This window comes from Streptomyces sp. GC420 (assembly GCF_009916105.1).
Taxonomy (GTDB): Bacteria; Actinomycetota; Actinomycetes; order Streptomycetales; family Streptomycetaceae; genus Streptomyces.
Genome location: NZ_JAAAXQ010000131.1, coordinates 1 through 19010, shown reverse-complemented (window position 1 = coordinate 19010; position 19010 = coordinate 1). Strand labels below are relative to the sequence as shown.

Annotated in this window: 14 protein-coding genes; 9 read left to right on the top strand and 5 right to left on the bottom strand. The window is 73.2% G+C overall.

Annotated elements, in window-relative coordinates; genetic code table 11:
- The 4 genes from GUY61_RS17985 to GUY61_RS17970 all read left to right on the top strand — a co-directional run.
- Positions 1-708: OB-fold domain-containing protein (locus tag GUY61_RS17985; protein ID WP_166631203.1), on the top strand; the 708-nt coding region annotated here is incomplete at its 5' end.
- Positions 705-1844, top strand: coding sequence for a thiolase domain-containing protein (locus tag GUY61_RS17980; RefSeq protein WP_166631202.1), 1140 nt, complete (start codon positions 705-707; stop codon positions 1842-1844). The genes GUY61_RS17985 and GUY61_RS17980, both read left to right, overlap by 4 nt.
- Positions 1841-3007 (top strand): thiolase domain-containing protein, encoded by a 1167-nt coding sequence (locus GUY61_RS17975; protein WP_166631201.1) that lies wholly within the window; start codon positions 1841-1843, stop codon positions 3005-3007. The genes GUY61_RS17980 and GUY61_RS17975 overlap by 4 nt, the downstream gene beginning before the upstream one ends.
- A gap of 93 nt (positions 3008-3100) precedes the next feature.
- Positions 3101-3343 carry a DUF397 domain-containing protein gene (locus tag GUY61_RS17970; protein ID WP_166631200.1) on the top strand — a complete coding sequence of 81 codons (243 nt, stop codon included), beginning with the start codon at positions 3101-3103 and terminating at the stop codon, positions 3341-3343.
- 214 nt (positions 3344-3557) lie between these two features.
- Here GUY61_RS17970 and GUY61_RS17965 read toward each other — a convergent pair whose 3' ends face one another.
- Positions 3558-4511, bottom strand: a complete 954-nt coding sequence (locus tag GUY61_RS17965; protein WP_166631199.1) for an IS481 family transposase — start codon at positions 4509-4511, stop codon at positions 3558-3560.
- Between the two features lie 296 nt (positions 4512-4807).
- Between GUY61_RS17965 and GUY61_RS17960 the strand changes: the two genes are divergently transcribed.
- From GUY61_RS17960 to GUY61_RS17950, 3 genes are all read left to right on the top strand, one after another.
- Positions 4808-5215, top strand: a complete 408-nt coding sequence (locus GUY61_RS17960) for an ACT domain-containing protein (protein ID WP_166631198.1) — start codon at positions 4808-4810, stop codon at positions 5213-5215.
- Between the two features lie 271 nt (positions 5216-5486).
- Positions 5487-8438 (top strand): AAA family ATPase, encoded by a 2952-nt coding sequence (locus GUY61_RS17955; protein WP_166631197.1) that lies wholly within the window; start codon positions 5487-5489, stop codon positions 8436-8438.
- Between the two features lie 56 nt (positions 8439-8494).
- A complete protein-coding gene (locus tag GUY61_RS17950; RefSeq protein WP_166631196.1) occupies positions 8495-8992 on the top strand; it encodes a hypothetical protein in 498 nt (165 codons plus the stop codon).
- 84 nt (positions 8993-9076) lie between these two features.
- On the opposite strand, the gene GUY61_RS17945 is transcribed toward GUY61_RS17950, so the two are convergent.
- Together GUY61_RS17945 and GUY61_RS17940 are read right to left on the bottom strand one after the other, a co-directional pair.
- Complete coding sequence (locus tag GUY61_RS17945) at positions 9077-11017, bottom strand: N-acetylmuramoyl-L-alanine amidase (protein ID WP_166631195.1); 1941 nt, start codon at positions 11015-11017, stop codon at positions 9077-9079.
- A 373-nt stretch (positions 11018-11390) separates the two neighbouring features.
- Positions 11391-12560 (bottom strand): aminoglycoside phosphotransferase family protein, encoded by a 1170-nt coding sequence (locus tag GUY61_RS17940; RefSeq protein WP_166631194.1) that lies wholly within the window; start codon positions 12558-12560, stop codon positions 11391-11393.
- Positions 12561-12794: 234 nt separating this feature from the next.
- Here GUY61_RS17940 and GUY61_RS17935 point away from each other — a divergent pair, with 234 nt between their 5' ends.
- Positions 12795-14282, top strand: coding sequence for a hypothetical protein (locus GUY61_RS17935; RefSeq protein ID WP_166631193.1), 1488 nt, complete (start codon positions 12795-12797; stop codon positions 14280-14282).
- A 162-nt stretch (positions 14283-14444) separates the two neighbouring features.
- On the opposite strand, the gene GUY61_RS17930 is transcribed toward GUY61_RS17935, so the two are convergent.
- Both GUY61_RS17930 and GUY61_RS17925 read right to left on the bottom strand, forming a co-directional pair.
- Positions 14445-15890 (bottom strand): PP2C family protein-serine/threonine phosphatase, encoded by a 1446-nt coding sequence (locus tag GUY61_RS17930; protein ID WP_166631192.1) that lies wholly within the window; start codon positions 15888-15890, stop codon positions 14445-14447.
- 320 nt (positions 15891-16210) lie between these two features.
- Positions 16211-17236, bottom strand: coding sequence for a phosphatidylinositol-specific phospholipase C domain-containing protein (locus GUY61_RS17925; RefSeq protein ID WP_166631191.1), 1026 nt, complete (start codon positions 17234-17236; stop codon positions 16211-16213).
- A 212-nt stretch (positions 17237-17448) separates the two neighbouring features.
- On the opposite strand from GUY61_RS17925, the gene GUY61_RS17920 reads away from it, so the two are divergent.
- Positions 17449-18933 (top strand): glutamate synthase subunit beta, encoded by a 1485-nt coding sequence (locus tag GUY61_RS17920; protein ID WP_166631190.1) that lies wholly within the window; start codon positions 17449-17451, stop codon positions 18931-18933.
- The last annotated feature ends 77 nt before the right edge of the window (positions 18934-19010 follow it).

Below are 19010 nucleotides of genomic sequence, written 5' to 3'. Positions count from 1 at the left end.
CCCTTCGCATGGGTCCTGGTGCGGCTGGACGGCGCCGACACCGCACTGCTGCACGCCCTCGACGCTCCCGGCCCCGAAGCCGTCCGCACCGGGACGCGGGTACGGATCCGCTGGGCCGCCGAACGCACGGGCGCCATCACCGACATCGCCTGCTTCGAACCGCACGGGAACGACGACGGCGCGAGCCCCGCGGACCCGTCCCCGCCGGCCACGGCGCGGCCGCACGGCGGCGCGTTCGCGGGCGCCCCCGTCACCGGCATCGTCGCCCCGGCCCGGCTCGACTACGTCCACAGCCCCGGCCGCGCCGCCGGCCGCTACCTCCACGCCCTCGCCGACCGCAGGATCCTCGGCGAACGCTGCCCCTCCTGCCGCAAGGTCTACGTCCCGCCCAGGGGTGCCTGCCCCACCTGCGGCGTCGCCACGGCCGAGCAGGTCGAGGTCGGACCCCGCGGCACCGTCACCACCTTCTGCATCGTCAACATCAAGGCGAAGAACCTGGACATCGAAGTGCCGTACGTCTACGCGCACATCGCCCTCGACGGCGCCGACCTCGCCCTGCACGGACGGATCTCCGGCATTCCCTACGACCAGGTGCGCATGGGCCTGCGCGTCGAGGCCGTGTGGACCGGCGGGGGCCGCCACCCCGACCACTACCGGCCCACCGGCGAACCCGACGCCGACTACGACCGGTACAAGGAGCTGCTGTGACCGCCCGCACCGCCGCCCGGGACGTGGCGATCGTCGCCTTCGCGCAGAGCGACCACCGGCGGGACACCGACGAACTCTCCGAGGTCGAGCTGCTGATGCCCGTCCTGCACGACGTGCTCGCCCAGGTCGGTCTCAGGGCCGGTGAGATCGGCTTCACCTGCTCCGGGTCGAGCGACTACCTCGCGGGCCGCGCTTTCTCCTTCACCATGGCCCTCGACGGCGTCGGCGCATGGCCGCCCATCACCGAGTCCCACGTCGAGATGGACGGCGCCTGGGCCCTGTACGAGGCTTGGGTCAAGCTCCTCACCGGCGAGTGCGACACCGCGCTCGTCTACGCCTACGGCAAGTCCTCGCCCGGCAGCCTGCGCGACGTCCTGACCCGTCAGCTCGACCCCTACTACCTCGGCCCGCTCTGGCCGGACTCCGTCTCCCTGGCCGCCCTTCAGGCCCAGGCCCTCATCGACGCGGGCGCGACCGACGAACGCGAACTCGCGGGCATCGCCGTCCGGAGCCGCACCGCTGCCGGGACCAACCCGCACGCCCAGCTGCGCGGCCCCGTGCCCTCGGGCGACTACCTGGTACGGCCGCTGCGCACCGGGGACTGCCCGCCCATCGGCGACGGCGCCGCGGCCGTGGTGCTCGCAGCGGGCGACACCGCGCGCCGCCTGTGCGCCCGCCCGGCGTGGATACGGGGCATGGACCACCGTATAGAGGCCCACTCGCCCGGCGTGCGCGACCTCACCGACTCGCCCTCCGCGCGGCTGGCCGCCGGCAAGGCCGGGGCTTTCGAACGGCCGGTCGACACAGCCGAGTTGCACGCGCCCTTCACCTCCCAGGAGGTGATACTCCGCAAGGCCCTCCGGCTCGGCGAGGACGTATGTGTCAACCCGTCGGGCGGGGCACTGGCCGCCAACCCCGTGATGGCCGCCGGACTGATCCGCCTCGGCGAGGCCGCCGCCCGGATCTCGCGCGGCGAGTCGGACCGGGCACTCGCCCACGCCACCTCCGGCCCGTGCCTGCAGCAGAACCTGGTCGCCGTGCTCGAAGGAGAAGAACGACCCGAAGGAGAAGTACGACCCGAAGGAGAAGTACGACCCGAGGGAGAAGTACGACCCGAAGGAGGGGACCGGCCGTGAGCAAGGAACCCGTCGCCGTCGTCGGCATCGGCCAGACCAAACACGTCGCCGCCCGCCGGGACGTCTCCCTCGCCGGCCTGGTCCGGGAGGCCGCACTTCGCGCCCTGGAGGACGCGGAACTCGGCTGGGCGGACATCGACGCCGTGGTCATCGGCAAGGCTCCCGACTTCTTCGAGGGCCTGATGATGCCCGAGCTCTATCTCGCCGACGCGCTCGGCGCGGTCGGCAAACCCGTCATGAGGGTCCACACGGCCGGGTCCGTCGGCGGATCGACCACGCTCGTCGCGGCCAGCCTGGTCGCCGCCCGCGTCCACTCCACCGTCCTCACCCTCGCCTTCGAGAAGCAGTCCGAATCCAACGCCATGTGGGGCCTGTCGCTGCCGGTCCCCTTCCAGCAGCCGCTGCTCGCCGGGGCGGGCGGCTTCTTCGCCCCGCACGTCCGCGCGTACATGCGGCGCACCGGCGCCCCCGACTCCATCGGCTCCCTCGTCGCGTACAAGGACCGCCGCAACGCGCTGAAGAACCCGTACGCGCACCTCCACGAGCACGGCATCACACTGGAGAAGGTGCGGTCGTCCCCGATGCTGTGGGACCCCATCCGCTACTCCGAGACCTGCCCGTCCTCCGACGGGGCCTGCGCGATGGTCCTCACCGGACGCGCGGGCGCCGCCCGCGCCCCGTACCCGCCGGCCTGGGTGCACGGCGGTGCGATGCGCAGCGAGCCCACCATGTTCGCGGGCAAGGACTTCGTCTCCCCGAGGGCCGGCCGGGACTGCGCCGCCGACGTCTACCGGCAGGCCGGCGTCACCGACCCGCGCCGGGAGATCGACGTCGTGGAGATGTACGTGCCGTTCAGCTGGTACGAGCCGATGTGGCTGGAGAACCTCGGGTTCGCCGCCGAGGGAGAGGGCTGGAAGCTCACCGAGTCCGGCGTCACCGAACTGGACGGCGACCTGCCCGTCAACCCGTCGGGCGGCGTGCTGTCCACCAACCCGATCGGCGCCTCGGGCATGATCCGCTTCGCGGAGGCGGCACTTCAGGTACGCGGCCGGGCCGGCGAGCACCAGGTCGGGGGAGCGCGCATGGCCCTCGGGCACGCGTACGGCGGCGGCTCGCAGTTCTTCTCGATGTGGCTGGTCGGCGACCGCCCGCCGGACGGCTGAGCACGGCGTACGCCGGACCGTTTCCGCGGCCTGTCCGGGGACTGCGGCGATCGCTAGGCTGGCCACGGACGACGAAGCGGGAGGAGCAAGCACGTGGCCGAGCGCACCACCGAGCAGCCGCTGGTTTCCGGATGGAACAAGCCCCAGCTCGATCTCACCGGGGCCGACTGGCAGTCCAGCAGTCAGGGAGCGGGCGACGTCCAGATCGCCTTTGTCGAAGGGTTCATCGCCATGCGCCACGGCGGCAATCCGGCAGGCCCCTCCCTGATCTTCAGCCCCGCCGAATGGCGGGCCTTCGTACTGGGCGCGCGCGAAGGGGAGTTCGACCTCACCTGATGCGCGACGCCGGCAGCGGCGCCCCCGTCGGCCGGGCCCCGGCCGGAACGCCTCACCCACCTCCGGCCGCCGCGCACGCGCCCCGGCGGGTCGTCCCGCTCTCACCCGGTCCGCGCGCGTGCGGCGCGCTCCCGCCGTGCGGCACGGCGCCACTGACGGGGCATCAGGTCTGGACCCGCCCTGCGGGCGGCCGGAGCCCGTTCCCCGGGAGCGCCTAGTTGTATTGCCCTGAGAGGTTGGGGACGCGGCTGGCGGGTGGTTGGCCTTTCAGCGCGGTGTGTCCGCGGTGGTGATTGTAGGTGTGCAGCCAGTTGGGGAACGCGTCGCGTCGTTCGGTCTCCGTGCGGTAGGGGCGTGCGTAGGCCCACTCGTCCAGCAGGGTGCGGTTGAAGCGTTCGACCTTGCCGTTGGTCTGCGGCCGGTAGGGCCGGGTGCGCTTGTGGGTGATCCCGGCTGCTGCCAGCAGATCGCGCCAGTCGCGTGAGCGGTAGCAGGATCCGTTGTCGGTCAGCACCCGCTCGACCGTGATCCCGTACTCGGTGAAGAAGGCGTGGGCCCGCTGCCAGAAGCCCGTGGCGGTCTCCTTCTTCTCGTCGGTGAGGATTTCGCTGTAGGCCAGGCGGGAGTGGTCGTCGACGGCGGTGTGCAGGTAGCTGTAGCCGGCGCCGGATCGGGTCTTGCGGCCTGCGGCCCGGCCGAGGACCTTGTGGCCGCCGCCGTCGGGGATGTTGCCGAGCTTCTTGATGTCGACGTGCACCAGTTCGCCGGGCTTTTGCCGTTCGTAGCGGCGTATGACGCGGCCGGTGGCCCGGTCGAGGTGGGTCAGGCGGGCCAGGCCGAATCGGGTCAGCACGCGGTGCACGGTCGAGGGCGCCAGCCGCAGCAGGTGCGCGATGCGGGCCGGGCCCCAGCGGCGCAGGAGTCGGACCTTGACGATCCGGCGTTCGGTGCGGGTGGGGGTGCGGCGTGGGCTGGCGTGCGGGCGGGAGGAGCGGTCGCACATCCCGGCCTCGCCGAGTCGCCGGTAGCGGTCGGCCCACCGCTTGGCTGTCGTCGGCGAGACCTGGAAGCGTTCGGCAGCCCGGCACAGCGGCCAGCCGTCCTCGACCACGCAGCGGGCCAGACGAAGGCGTCCGGTCTCGGTCAGGGGTGCATTACGGTGGGGCACGAGGGCCTTTCTGTTGGTGTAGACGTCGCAATCCACACCGAACCGGAAGGCCCTCACCTGTTCAAGATCCCTCAGCCGAGACCTGCCTCACCCGTCCACAACCTCCCGGGACAGAACACCTAGTGCCGCGTCAGTCAGGGTTTGCCCGCTGAGGAGCGGCGTCCGGTGCGGTGCATCGCAAGGCGGCTGGAAGCCCTCGTAGTGGGCCTACTCGGGCTTTCGGCCAACGCAGCGAGGTGCCGTGCAGGTCGTCGCGACGGGGCGAACCTTGGCTGACGCGGCACTAGAGTGACGCCATGACCGGCGAGCGCGATCTCGGGAAACTGCTGAGCGGTATGCGGCCCGAGCTGCACTCCGGCCGCTTTGTCTTCACCACCGTCACCGGCGGCGTCCCGGACGGTGTCGCCCCCGTCGTGACCGTCGCCGAGCAGGAGGGCACGACCCTCGTGCTGCGCCGTGAGGAGGCCGACGCTGCCGGACTGCCGTACGCCTACGTCGCCGGGTGGATCACACTGCGCGTGCACTCCGCCCTGGACGCCGTGGGACTGACCGCCGCCGTCGCCCGGGAACTCGCGGCCGCCGGCCTGAGCTGCAACGTGGTCGCCGGGTACCACCACGACCACCTCTTCGTACCGTACGAGCGCGCGGAGGAGGCCGTCGCCCTCCTCCGGACCCTGTCGGACAGGTCCGCCGGACCGGCCTGAACGGCGCCGGCCTGAACGGCGCCGGCCTGAACGGCGCCGGCCTGAACGGCGCCGGCCTGAACGGCGCCGGCCTGAACGGCGCCGGGCTGACGGGACCGGGTGTGCCGCCCGGCACCACGAGCGCGCCCCCTACCATCACGGCGCGGATTCCGCCGGATGTTCGACCAAATCCCCCCGATGAGAGTCACCCTGTGCGCTCACGGACGTACGCTGTGGTGCCTCCGGAAGCGGCCCACCCCCGATGCGCCGTGCCGGATCTGGGGGGCACCACATGACACCAAGAACGGCGCGCACACGGCGCCACCTGCTGGAACGCGAGGCCGAACTCGCCGTCGTGGACGAGGTCCTGGCCGCGCTCACCGGCCTGGGCGGCCCGCCCGGCGGGCCCCGCGCCGCGGACGGCCGCCCGGCCCCCGGCGCGCCCGGCCGGGACGGCCCGCACGGCGCCGTGCTCGCGGTCGCCGGCTCCGCGGGACTCGGCAAGACGTCACTGCTCGCCGAGACCCGGCGCCGCGCCGCCGCCCGCGGCTGCACGGTGCTGTTCGCACGCGGCGGCGACCAGGAGCAGAGGGTCGCCTTCCACGTGGCCAGGCAGCTCCTCCAGCCGCGCCTCGCGGGCTGCTCCGAGACGGAACTGCGCTCCTGGCTCGGCGGCTGGTACGCCATCGTCGGCCCCGCCCTCGGGCTGTGCGCCGCCGAACAGGGCGCCCCGCCCGACCCGCAGGGCCTGCGCGACGGACTGGACTGGGTGCTCACCCAGCTCGTCGTGCGCCGCGCCCCCGTGGTGCTGGTCCTCGACGACGCCCACTGGGCCGACGCCGAGTCGCTGAGCTGGCTGACCGCCTTCGCACCCCGCGCCGAGGAACTCCCGCTGCTGATCGTCGTGGCCTACCGCCCCGACGAACTCCCCGAAGGCGCGGACGCGTTCCGCGAGCTGCCCGGCAGGGCCGGGCACCGTCCCCTCGGCCTGGAACCGCTGAGCGCCGGCGCGATCGGCCGCCTCGTCCGCGAATCGGTCGGCCCGCACGCCGACGAATCCTTCTGCCGCGAATGCTGGGCCGTCACCGCGGGAAACCCCTTCGAGGCGGTGGAACTCACCGAGAAGGTACGCGACCGCGGACTGCGCCCCGACGGCACCAGCACCCACCTGCTGCGCGACCTCGCCTCCGCCGTCAAGGGCAGCGGGCTGATCGCCCGCATCCAGCGGCTGGGCCCGTCCACGGTGCGGCTCGCCTGGGCCTGCGCCGTCCTCGGCACCGAGACCTCCCCGGCACTCGCCGCGAGCGTCGCCGGACTGGGCACGGAGGAAGCGGCCGACTGCGCCGGCCGGCTGCGCGACGCCCGCATCCTCAAGGGCGTGGACACCCTGGAGTTCGTCCACCCGCTGATCGCCACCGCCGTCTACCGCGCCATCCCCGACGCGCTGCGCGTCGCCCTGCACGGCCAGGCCGCCTGGGCGGTCGTCGACGCCGGGCTCGGACCCTCCGCCGCCGCCCGCCACCTCCTGGAGACCCACCCCGAGGGCGACCCCTGGGTCGTCCGCCAGCTGCGCGCCGCCGCCTCCGAGAACCTGCTCGCCGGCGCCCCGGACGCCGCACGCCGCCACCTCGGGCGCGCCCTGAGCGAACCCCCGCCGTTCGAGGACCGGGCCGCCGTCCTGTACGAACTCGGCCGGGCCTCCCTGCTCACCGAGCCCGCCACCACCGTCAACCACCTGCGGGCCGCCCTCGCCGAACCCGTCCTCGACCGCGAGCTGCGCAACAACATCGTCTACCGGCTCTCCCAGGTCCTCGCCCACTCCGACCGCCTCGCCGAGGCCTCCGCCACCCTGGCCCGCGAGATCAGGTCCGCCACCGACGCCCGCACCCGGCTGCGCATGCAGTCCGAGCAGTTCATGTGGGACGCCTTCCGCGCCGACGAACCGGACTCGCCCGCCCGGTCCCGCCGCCTGGCCCGGCTCGCCGACCGGCTCACCGGCCGCGACCTCACCGAGCGGTACATCATCGGACTGCGCGCCTGGGACGCCACACTGCGCGGCGAGGGCGCCGCCATCGCCCTCCACCACGCCGAACGCGCCCTCGCCGGCGATGACACGCTCAGCTGGGCGGACGACAACCGGGGCTTCGAGGTGCCCGCGCTCGTCGCCCTCACCTTCCTCTACGCCGACCGGCCGGGCCGCGCGGAGCAGCTGTTCGCCGCGGGCATCGCCGAGTTCGAGCGGCAGGGCTGGCGCGGCGGTCATCTGTCCTTCGGCTGCACCCTGCTCGGGTACATCCGCCACCGCCGCGGCCGGCTGGCCGAGGCCGAGGAACTGGCACGCGCCGGGCTGCGGCTCGCCGGACGCGTCGGCCCCGGCACCCCCGCCATGTGGTACGCCGTCGCCGTCCTCGTCGAGGTCCTGCTCGCCAGGGGCCGCCCCGACGAGGCCGCCGAGCTCGCCGAGCGGCACGACTTCCGCGAGCCCTTCCCGGCCGCCGTGGTCTTCCCCGACGCGCAGACCGTCTACGCGGAACTGCTGCTGGCCACGGGCCGGCCCGTGGAGGCGGCCCGGCAGCTCACGGCGGCGGGGCGCAGGCTCGAACCGCGCGGCATCCGCAACCCCGCCTGGTGCCCCTGGCAGCTCGGGCTCGCCCTCGCCCAGTCCCACACGTCACCCGAGCGGGCCCGGGCCACCGCCGAGGAGGCCGTCCGCCGCGCCCGCGGCTTCGGCACCCCCTCCGCCGTCGGCCAGGCGCTGCGCGTCGCGGCCGAGGTCGCCCCGGGGCCGGAGCGCGAGAAACTGCTCGACGAGGCCGTACGGCACCTCGAGTGCTCGCCCGCGGGATACGAGCTCGCCCTGGCCCAGGTCGCGCTCGGCCGGGAACTGATGGGCACCGGACGCACCGCGGAAGCCGCCGGGCACCTCTACCGCGGCCTGGCGGCCGCCGTCGAGTGCGGCGCGGACGGACTCGCCGAGGAGGCCCGCGACCGGCTGACCGCCGCAGGCCTGCGGCCCCGCGAGCTGCGTGCCACGAGCGAGACCGGCACCCTCACGGTCCAGGAACACGCCGCCGCCGTACTCGCCGCCGGCGGTGCCTCCACGGCCGGGATCGCCGAACGGCTCGGCGCCGACAAGAGCGCCGTCACCGCGCTGCTCTCCGCCGTCTACCGCAAGCTCGGCACCGAGCCGGAAGGGCTGCGCGCGGCCCTGGGCGAGCGGCCGGCCGGGGAGGGCACCGGCTGAGGTGCCGTGGCTCGCCCCGGCACCTCCCCGCGCCCGTGTGCACGTACCATTGCGGCATGTCCTTCCTCCGCCGCCGCAGCGCGACCCCCACCGGCCCGGACTTCGACGTCCTGGCCATGGACCCGGGCGACTGGCCCGGCAACCTGGGTGCCGGTCTGCTGCCCGCCCCCGACGGCAGCTGCCAGGGTGTCTTCCTGCGTTACGACCTGTTCGGCGGCCGTGGGCCTGCCATGATCATCGGCAACCTGCCCGAGGGCTCGCCGGCCCGGGAGACGGAGGAGGGCGAGGTTCCCTTCGAGGTGGCGCAGCTGCTGCTCGCCCTGGGCAACGACGAGCCGGTCGAGGTGACGGGTACCGAGGACATGCCCGTCATGCAGGGCGACAACCTGCTGATCGTGCGCCGCGTCAAGCTCTCGGAGAGCCGCATCTCCTGCGTCCAGTTCGACCGCAGCGACAAGGTGCTGGTCACCATCGCCAGCTGGGACCGGCCCATCACCGACGACCTGTACGCGCTGCTGAAGCCGCTGCCCGCGGAGCTGTTCCGCCAGGGCTGAACCACCGCGCGGGCGGCCCGTCGCCGCGGCCCCGCGGCGACGGCGGGCCCGCCCACTTACGGGCCCGCCGTCGCCGGCACGCGGCTACCGCGCGGCGCTCCGCACGGTCACGTCGGACGCCTTCACGTAGGCGACGCGGTGCCCGAACTGGATGAGGTAATACTCCTCCCCGCCCCGCACCACCGTGTGGTTCGTGGTGTCGAACGTGGGGGCGAAGTAGTACTCGCCCGGCACCTTGCCGCCGGTCGCGTACGACTGCCCGGCCAGTAGCCGGTACGGCAGCGGGGAGACGGACTGGACCGGCACCCCCGCGGGGTAGGCCGAACTCTCCGGATACGCGCGCCCGTACACCGGTACCTCCTCCAGGCCCGCCTTCGGCGTCACGACCCGGCCCTTGGCGGGTACCGCCGCCGGGGCGGACGCAGGGTTGTGGAACCAGGCCTTCTGCCCGAGGTACCAGATCGCCGTCCAGTCGCCGTCCCGGTCCGCGACCGCGTACGTCTGGCCGGTCGAGGCGCGTGCCCCGGTGTCGTTGACCCCGGTCGTCGAGTCGCCGCCGCCCGGACGCAGCCCGGCGTCCTTGACCAGCGGCGCGTCGGCGGAGGGCGCGGTGTGCAGCCGCACCGCTCCCGAGCCGTGCGCGGCACAGGGCTCGCCCGCCGTCTCGCAGCCGGTGTACACGGGCCGGTGCGTGTCGTAGTCGGGGCGGACGGTCACCAGTTCCGAGCCGGCGCCCCCGGCCGGTGCGAACGGCTTGCCGAGCAGCGCGAAGTAGTGCGCCCAGTCCCAGTACGGGCCGGGGTCGGTGTGCATGCCCGCGATGTTGGCGGTGACGGGACCGGGGACATTGTCGTGGCCGAGGATGTGCTGCCGGTCCAGCGGAATGCCGTACTTCGTCGCGAGGTGCCTCACCAGCCGCGCCGACGTCCGGTACATCGCCTCCGTGTACCAGGCGTCGGGCCGCACCAGGAAGCCCTCGTGCTCCAGACCGATCGACTTGGCGTTGACGTACCAGTTGCCCGCGTGCCAGCCGACGTCCTTCAGCGCGAGGTGCTGTGCGATGTGCCCGTCCGATGAGCGCAGGGAGTACTGCCAGGACACATAGGCCGGGTCCTGGACGAGTTGGAGCGTGGTCTCCCAGGTCGCCTCGGTGTCGTGGACCACGATGTAGTCGATGCTCTGGCTCTCCGGGCGGTTCGCCTTGTCGTGGTTGCCGTAGTCGCCCTCGCCGAACTCCTCGTAGGGGGCGGGGATCCACTCGCAGGTCACGGTCCGCGGACAGTCGGTGGCGCCGGCCGCGGTCCTGCGCAGCCCGAGCCGCCCCAGCCGGCCGGTCCGGAGCGCGGGCACGGGCTCGGCCCGCAGTGTCACGCGCTGCCCGAGGTCCGTGGTCCGCTGTTCGCCTTCCTCGATGACGGCGAACACCTCGTCGGCGTACCTCTTGGCACTCCCTGTGTCGTCGGCGCCGGAGTAGCGGGCGACGGCCCCGTACCAGTCGGCGGGGTCCTGGCTCGGTGCCTGCCCCAGCGCCCGCTGAGCCTCGGCGAGCAGCGCGGCACCGCCGCGGACATTGGCCGCCGGCTCCTCCCGCAGCCGCCCGGCGGGGATGCCGCTCAGCTCGGCGGCCCGCTCCAGGGTCCGCAGGCGGTCCGGGAGCTCCGCCCTGCCGGAGACGATCGCCTCCTTGGCGGCTCGGGAGGCGTCGCCCCGCGGGTCCTCGTCGCCGTGGCTGTGGTGCGGGTCCCGGGCGAGCGCGGTCCTGGCGTCGGTGAGGTGCATCGGCCCGTAGCCGCCGTCGACGCTGGGTGCGCCGCCGTGCGTGTCCCACCGGGACTGCAGGTAGGACACGCCCAGCAGCACACTCTCCGGTACGCCGTACTCGGCGGCGGCCCGGGCGAAGGCCTGTTGGAGTGACTGCGGCGCGGCGGGGGCGGGGGCGGCACCGAGGAGCGGTAACAGCAGGGCGGCGGAGGCGAGAACGCCGACGGCGCGTGCCGGGCCGAACTCTCGTGGGGACTTGTGCAAAGGGGGCCTCCGGACGGGCGTTGCGAGACGGATGGGGTGTGGCGGACGGTGTTCCGCGGACCTTCGGGGCTCGGGTGCCCTTAGGGGTATCGGCTCGCGGACGATCCGTCAATCACCCCTGGTCCGTGCCGAACTCGCACGTCAGAGGCCGGGTGGGGAGGTTTCGGGGCAGCAGGCCCCGGGCCTGGCCCGCGTCAGTGGACTGGACCACACCGGACCGCCGGCCGCCCGGTGCCCGGTGACGCGGACACCGTCCCTCGCGCGCACCGTGGATTCGTGCCGCAGGAGGGGCCGTACCGTACGGCGGTCACAACGCACGGAGGCCCGTGGCCGCACCCCGGACGGTGCGCGGCCACGGGCCGTCCGCTCCCCGTCAGCGAGTGCCGACCGCGGCACGCACGGCCCGGCGGGCCAGCGCGCAGTCGTCGTGCAGCCGCCGCAACAGCAGCCGCTGCTCCTCGCCGGACGGCGCAGCGCCGGGCTGGGCCTGGCCCGGAGCCGCCGGGGCCGAGTCGCGCATCGTGCGCGCCACCGCGGTCTCGTACGTACGGATCTCCCGTGTCAGGACGAGCATCAGATTGACCAGGAAGGAGTCCCGGGCCGCGGGGCCCGATGCCTGCGCGAGCTGACTGATCTGCCGGCGTGCCAGCGGGGCGTCGCCCAGCACGGTCCACAGCGTGGCGAGGTCGTAGCCCGGGAGGTACCAGCCCGCGTGTTCCCAGTCGAGCAGCACGGGACCCGCGGGCGTCAGCAGCATGTTGGAGAGCAGCGCGTCACCGTGGCAGAACTGGCCCATGCCCTGGCGCCCTCCCGCGTGCGCCAGCCCGTGGAGCAGCTTCTGCAGGTCACCGAGGTCCCGGTCGGTGAGCAGACCCAGTTCGTGGTACCGGGAGATGCGCGACGCGTAGTCGAGCGGAGCGTCGAAGGTCCCGGCGGGCGGCCGCCACTGGTTGAGCCGGCAGACGGCCCCGAGCGCCGCCCGGACATCGGTGCGCGGCGGGGCCTCGGCCGGATGCCGCTGGAGCGCCGCGACCCGTCCTGCGACCCGCTCGATCACCAGGGTGCAGTTCTCCGGGTCCGCGGCGATCAGCCGGGGTGTGCGCACCGGCGGGCGGTGCCGCACGAAGGACCGGTAGGCCGCTATCTCGTGCCGGTACCGCTCCGCCCAGGCGGGGGAGTGGTCCAGTAAGCACTTGGCGACCGCGGTGGCGCGGCCGGTGGTGCCCACGAGCAGCACGGACCTGCCGCTGCGGCGCAGCACCTGGACCGGGTTGAACTCCGGACAGATACGGTGCACCGACGCGATGGCGGTGCGCAGCTGGGCGCCCTGAGGGCCGGACAAGTCGATTCTCCCGCTGAGCGGTTGGGTGCCGAGCCCCGGAAGCCGCCGTGACCGACCGCCTGCGACGGCCGCTGCGGCCGAACCGTGGTGGGGGTCGAGATAGGGGCCGCCGCTCCTGCTGCCCGGAGTCCCCGGGACGGCCGGGGAGCGGGGACGCAGCGGCCGGGACGGGGCGGACACGGAGGACGATGCTGTGTACATGGGAGATACAGATCCCTTCGTGTTCCGACGTATTCGCGTGCCGGCCCCGTCCCGGCCGCCGTGCAGCACCCTGGGGAATGCCGTCCGGCCGCCGGGGCGGGGTGGCGCGTTCCTACCTGACACCCGATGGCGGGTGGCACACCATCTGGCGCACCCTGGCGAACCCTGGCGAATAGTCGCCCAGCAACTGACAGCCGGTTAATGTCAACTCAGCCGAGAACCTGGGGGCTTGACGTGACCAGAGAACCCAACACCCGTCTCGCGGACCTCTTCGGCCTCGCCGGCTGGTCCAAGGGCGAACTCGCAAGGCTGGTGAACCGGCAGGCGGCGGCCATGGGCTACCCGCAACTGGCCACCGACACCTCGCGGGTGCGGCGTTGGATCGACATGGGCGAGACCCCGCGCGATCCCGTGCCGAAGGTGCTGGCGGCCCTGTTCACCGAGCGGCTCGGTCGCGCAGTGACCATCGAGGACCTCGGTTTCGGGCGTCAGGGGCGTACGGGAAAGGGACGGGCCGCCACCCAGGTGGACGCCCTGCCCTGGACACCCGGTCTGACGGCCGCGGTCCTCACCGAATTCACGGGAATGGACCTCATGCTCAACCGACGCGGTCTGGTGGGCGCGGGTGCCGCGCTCGCCGCAGGCTCCGCACTCAGCGGCTCCATGCAAGACTGGTTCCGAAACGACCCCGATCCCGCATCCGACGCTCCCCGGCCCCAAGACCTTCTGCAAGCGGATCCCGCCGGCTACGACCGCTACGAGGCCGCACCCGTCGGGTCGCAGGAGATCGAGGAACTGGAGCGCTCCGTGGAGGTGTTCCGGGCCTGGGACGCCGCCCGTGGCGGCGGTCTGCAGCGCAAGGCGGTCGTGGGGCAGCTCAACGAGGTGGGCGGCATGCTCTCCTACCGCCACCCCGAGCACCTCCAGCGCAGACTGTGGGGGGTCGCGGCCAATCTGGCCGTGCTCGCCGGCTGGATGTCCCACGACGTGGGTCTCGAACCCACCGCCCAGAAGTACTTCGTGATCGCCGCGCACGCGGCACGCGAGGGCGGGGACCGCCCGCGCGCCGGCGAGGCGCTGTCCCGGTACGCCCGTCAGATGGTCCACCTGGGCCGGCCCGACGAGGCGCTGGACCTCATGAAACTCGCCAAGTCCGGTTCGGGCGACGAGACGCTGCCCCGCACCCGGGCCATGCTGTACACGGTCGAGGCGTGGGCGCAGGCGTCGATGGGCCGCGGCCAGGCCATGCGGCGCACCCTCGGCAAGGCGGAGGAGCTGTTCGCCTCCGACAAGGGCGACGTACCGCCGCCGAGCTGGATGCAGTTCTTCGGAGAGGCGGATCTGTTCGGCATGCAGGCGCTGGCGTACCGCACGCTGGCGGAGCACGATCCGACGGTCGCCAAGCAGGCGCAGCACTACGCCGACCGGGCACTCGAACTGCGCGGTGAGGCCCAGCAGAGGTCGATGATCTTCGACTATCTCTCGATGGCCTCCGCCTGCTTCATCGCGGACGATCCCGAACAGGCCGACCGCTACGCGAGGATGGCGCTGCTCACCATCGGCACGACCTCCTCCCACCGGACCTGGGACCGGCTGCGTGAGATGTACCGGCTCACCGGGCAGTACGCCGGATACTCGAAGATCGAGGATCTGCGCGAGGAGATCCAGCTGGCGCTCCCGAAGAGCAGCACCAGGCCCAGGATCCGGGGCAACCGGGCGTAGACGTCCGTACGCACCCGGCACGTACGGCACTCGGAACGCGTACGACCTCTCGGACGGCAGGCAGCGCCGCGCGATGCCGGCCATGGACCGGTCGTCGAGCTCCCCGGAACCATGCCCAGGGGAACCTCTGTTCAGCGACGCCGCTGAGCGGGAACCCGTCCGTCAGCGACCGATCGCGGCGACCAGCACACAGGCGTCGTCCTCGCGCTCCGTGTCGCCGAACTCCTCCACGACGATCCGCACGCAGTCCTGCGCACCGCGCGCCCGGGCGAACCTCGGGCCGAGGGCCAGCAGCCTGCGGACGCTCGCCTCCCCGTAACCGCCCGATCCCGTCAACTCCTCGCTGCGGGAGGACAGTCCGTCGGTGTGCAGCACCAACACATCACCGGCCCGGAGTTCCACCTCGGCCTGGGCGTAGACAGCGCCCGAGGTCGCACCGAGCAGCACGCCCTCCGGGGGCGTCAGCGGGATCCCCGTCCCGTCGCGGAACAGCAGCGGGGCGGGGTGTCCCGCCTGCGCCCATGTCAGCAGGCGCCGGCGCGGGTCGTAGCGGCAGCACACCGCGCTGCCCAGCGCGGGCTGTGCCGAGGCGTCCAGCAACCGGTTCAGCCAGCCCATCAGCGGTCCCGGCTCCAGGCCGGCCACCGCCATGCCGCGCAGCGCGCCCAGCAGCATCGCCATGCCGGAGGTCGCGGTCACCCCGTGGCCGGTGAGGTCGCCGACCGTCATGAGGGTGTCGCCGCCGGGCAGTTCCAGTGCGTCGTACCAGTCGCCGCCGATCAGCGCACTGGTCGCGGAGGGCAGGTAGTGCGCGGCCATGTCCAGCGTGCCGGGGCCGCCGTTCGGGAACCGCAGGGGGCCGCGCCACGGCGGCAGCACGGCCTCCTGCAGTTCGACCGCGAGCCGGTGCTCGGTCTGCGCGAAGTGCCGCTGGCGTTGCAGTGAGTCACGGGTCTCACGCTCCACCCGCTGGCTCCGGCGCAGTTCGCTGACGTCGCGCAGGACCGCCCACATGGAGGCGGTGCCGCCGTCGGCGTCGAGCACGGGTTCGCCCATCATGTGCACGGTGCGCACGCCTCCGCCGGGGCAGAGGATGCGGAACTCCCCGTCGATGGGTTTTCCGTCCACCAGGCAGGCGGTGACCATCGCGGTCAGCACCGGCTGGTCGTCGGTGAAGACGTAGGAGGGGAGCTCGTCCAGGGTGAGCCCGCCCTTGGCCGGGTCCCGGTCGAAGATCTCGAACAGCTCGTCCGACCAGTGGACCGCGTCGGTCAGCAGGTCCCACTCGGCGCTGCCCACCCGGCTCAGCGGGCCGGCCCGGTGCTCCTCGGGCGGCGCGGCGGGCGCCGGGATTCCGTTCTCGGCCGGCTCGGGCGGCAGTCCGGCGCGCAACTGGCCCAGATGGGCCCGGAGATCGTCGAGCTGGTGGACCGCCAGTTCGCACAGCGCGCGCTGCCACCGCACCTGCGGGTCGTCGTCCTCCACCGCGTCCCGGCGCACCGCGTCGACCTCGCCGCGCAGCCGGCGGGTCTGCGTGATGAGGGCGTCGAACACCCCGCGTTCGGGGTGCGGCGCGGACGAGCGGTCCGCGGAGAGATGGGAGGGCATGTCGTTCTCCGATGCAGGCGCGGCGCGGCCAGGTCTGACGGAAGGACCGGTTATGACTGTTGCACAGGCGGCGACGCCCTGTAAGGGATTTGGCAACACCCGATCCGGTGGTGCACGTGGCATATGCCAACGGCGAGAAGTTGCTGAGCGCCGGCCCCCGGCTTCCGTCGGGGCCACGCATGCTACCCAGGGTGACTGACGTGGGCCAATGCAACGAGCACGTGTGCGAGAGGTGTGCGGCGCACGGCGCGGCGGCCCGGAGTCCGCGGGGGAGCGCCGCGGGTCCGGGGGCGCCCCCCCGGACCCGCGGCCGCGGGGGCTCAGCCCCGCGGCAGCACGGTGGCGAGCACGGAGGGCAGCGGGTACCAGTCGGAGGTGACGATGCTGCCGTGGGACCGGGCGAGCAGGGCGACCCGCTCCAGCGCCTGGGCCTGTGTCGGACTGGTGCCGTCGATGGCCGGCGAGACGCTGTGGGCGCTCGTCATGATCAGCAGATAGTGGTTGCCGTCGTACCAGGCGGTGTCGATGCCGCCCGTGTAGGCGGAGGCGTCCCCGTCGAAGACCACGAACCAGGGGCGCAGGCTCGCGTCGGAATAACGGGCCGACCGCGGATCGCCCGCCGCCGCCCCGTGTACCGCGGGAAAGGCCGCGGCCTCGCCGAGCCGCCCGGCGGCGGCCAGGTCGCGCAGCCGGGTCGCGTACTCCCGGTCGGTCCAGTAGGTGTCGAAGGGGTTGGCCTCCTCGACCGTGCCGGGGATCAGTTCGAAGAGGAACTTGCCGGCGAGCGCGTCCCGGCTCGGCCAGCCGTCGGCCCGCACCGCGGCGTCGAGCGTGGCGTGCCCGCCGAGCAGGTCGCCGGGCCGGAACAGCGCGTCGCCGAGCCTGTCCCGCAGCAGCGCGTCGAACTCGTCGGGGCCGCGGCCCTTGGTGTCGAGGAAGCCGTCCTTCATCTCGACCTTGACGAGGATCGGCCGGTGTCCGGGGTGCGCGTCGTGCCAGGCCCGCATGTCGGCCAGGCAGCCGTCCAGGGGCTGGTTGCGGGACTTGGTGCGCAGTTCGGCGGCGGAGGCGGCATTCTCGCAGTTGTTGTCGCTGCCGAGCGGGTTCTCGTGGGACACCCGCCATCCCTTGCCGATGTTGTTGGTCCACACGTCGAGTTCCAGGAGCGCCGCGCCGGAGTCGAGGGCGTCCGCGAAGTAGGTGTACTTCGACTTCTCGTAGGCGTTGTGGACGCCGACCGAGGTGGTCGAGCCGTAGGAGGGAGCCTCCTGCGCGGCGGCCGCCGAGGGGGCCGCGAGTGCGGCGACTGCTGACAGGGCGAGGAGAGCCGGGGCAGAACGGGACATGCGCATCTGGTGCCGCCTCAAGGTGGGGGGTCGCAAACAGGCAGCAGAGTAGGGCCGATTGTTGGACGTGAACATGACTAAGACGCGAAGAGCTGACCAAGATCGGCCGGCGCCTGTCCCCGCCCGGGAAATCGCACCCGGCGTATCCGGCACCGCGGTCGTATGGTGGCTGGGTAACCCCGAAAAACGCCGCGCGGCGAAGGTACGAGCACATGGCCGACCCCAAGGGATTCCTCACCACGCCCCAGCAGCAGTGGCGTCGCCGGCCGGTCGCCGAGCGGGTCCGGGACTGGCAGGAGGTCTACCGGCCCGGCGCGCTGCTGCCGATCATCGAGGGGCAGGCGGGACGCTGCATGGACTGCGGCATCCCCTTCTGTCACGACGCCTGTCCGCTGGGCAATCTCATCCCGGAGTGGAACGACCTGGTCCACCGGGGCGACTGGCTCGGGGCCGCCGAGCGGCTGCACGCCACGAACAACTTCCCCGAGTTCACCGGACGGCTCTGCCCGGCGCCCTGCGAGGCCGGCTGCGTCCTGGCGATCAACCAGCCCGCGGTCACCATCAAGAACGTCGAGGTCGCCATCGCCGACCAGATCTGGGCCCGCGGCTACGCCCCGCCCCAGCCGCCGGAACGGCTCTCGGGGAAGATCGTCGCCGTCGTGGGCTCGGGTCCCGCGGGTCTCGCCGCAGCCCAGCAGCTCACCCGGGTCGGACACACGGTCGTCGTCTACGAGCGTGCCGACCGGATCGGCGGGCTGCTCCGTTACGGCATACCGGACTTCAAGATGGAGAAGCGCCACCTGGACCGCAGGCTCGCGCAGATGGAGGCGGAGGGAACGAGGTTCCGTACCGGCGCGGATGTCGGAGGCGAGTTCGACGCGGCGGAACTGAGTGACCGCCACGACGCGACGGTGATAGCGGTCGGGGCCACCGTCCCGCGTGAACTCCCCGTACCGGGAAGGGAGCTGGCGGGCATACACCAAGCCGTGGAGTACCTGACCGAGGGCAACCGGGTGCAGGCCGGGGACCTGTCCACCCCCTCGGTGAGCGCCGAGGGCAGGCACGTGGTGATCGTGGGCGGCGGGGACACGGCCGCGGACTGCCTGGGCACCGTCGTACGCCAGCGCCCCGCCTCGGTGGTGCAGCTGGACATCTACCCGCAGCCTGGGGAGGAACGGCCCGAGGGCCAGCCCTGGCCGACGTACCCGAAGATCCACCGCACGTCCCCGGCCCACGAGGAGGCCGAGCAACTGGGCGTGTCACCCATGGCCGACGCCGACGCGCGGCTGTTCGCCGCCTCGACGGTCCGTTTCACCGGCGACGGACGCGGGCATGTGCGCGAACTCCATGTGGTCGAGGTGGAACCGGGCACCCGCCGTCCGGTGTCGGACAGCGAGCGGGTGCTCCCCGCCGACATCGTCCTGCTCGCCATCGGCTTCTCGGGGCCCGAACACGGAGGCCTCGTCGCCCAGCTCGGTCTCGCGCTCGACGCGCGCGGCAACATCGCCCGCGACCCCGGCTTCGCGACCGGCGTCGACGGGGTCTTCGCGGCGGGCGACGCGGGCCGGGGCCAGTCGCTGATCGTGTGGGCGATCGCCGAGGGCCGCGCCGCGGCGGCGGCCGTCGACCGCTACCTGACCGGCACGACGAACCTGCCCGAGCCCGTACGGGCCGACGACCGGCCGCTGGCGGTGTGAGGCGCGGGGCTCGCGGCGGCGCCGGCGCGCCGGGCGGAGCGAGGGGGCGCTGTGCGAGGGCGGGCCCTGGTGCGAGG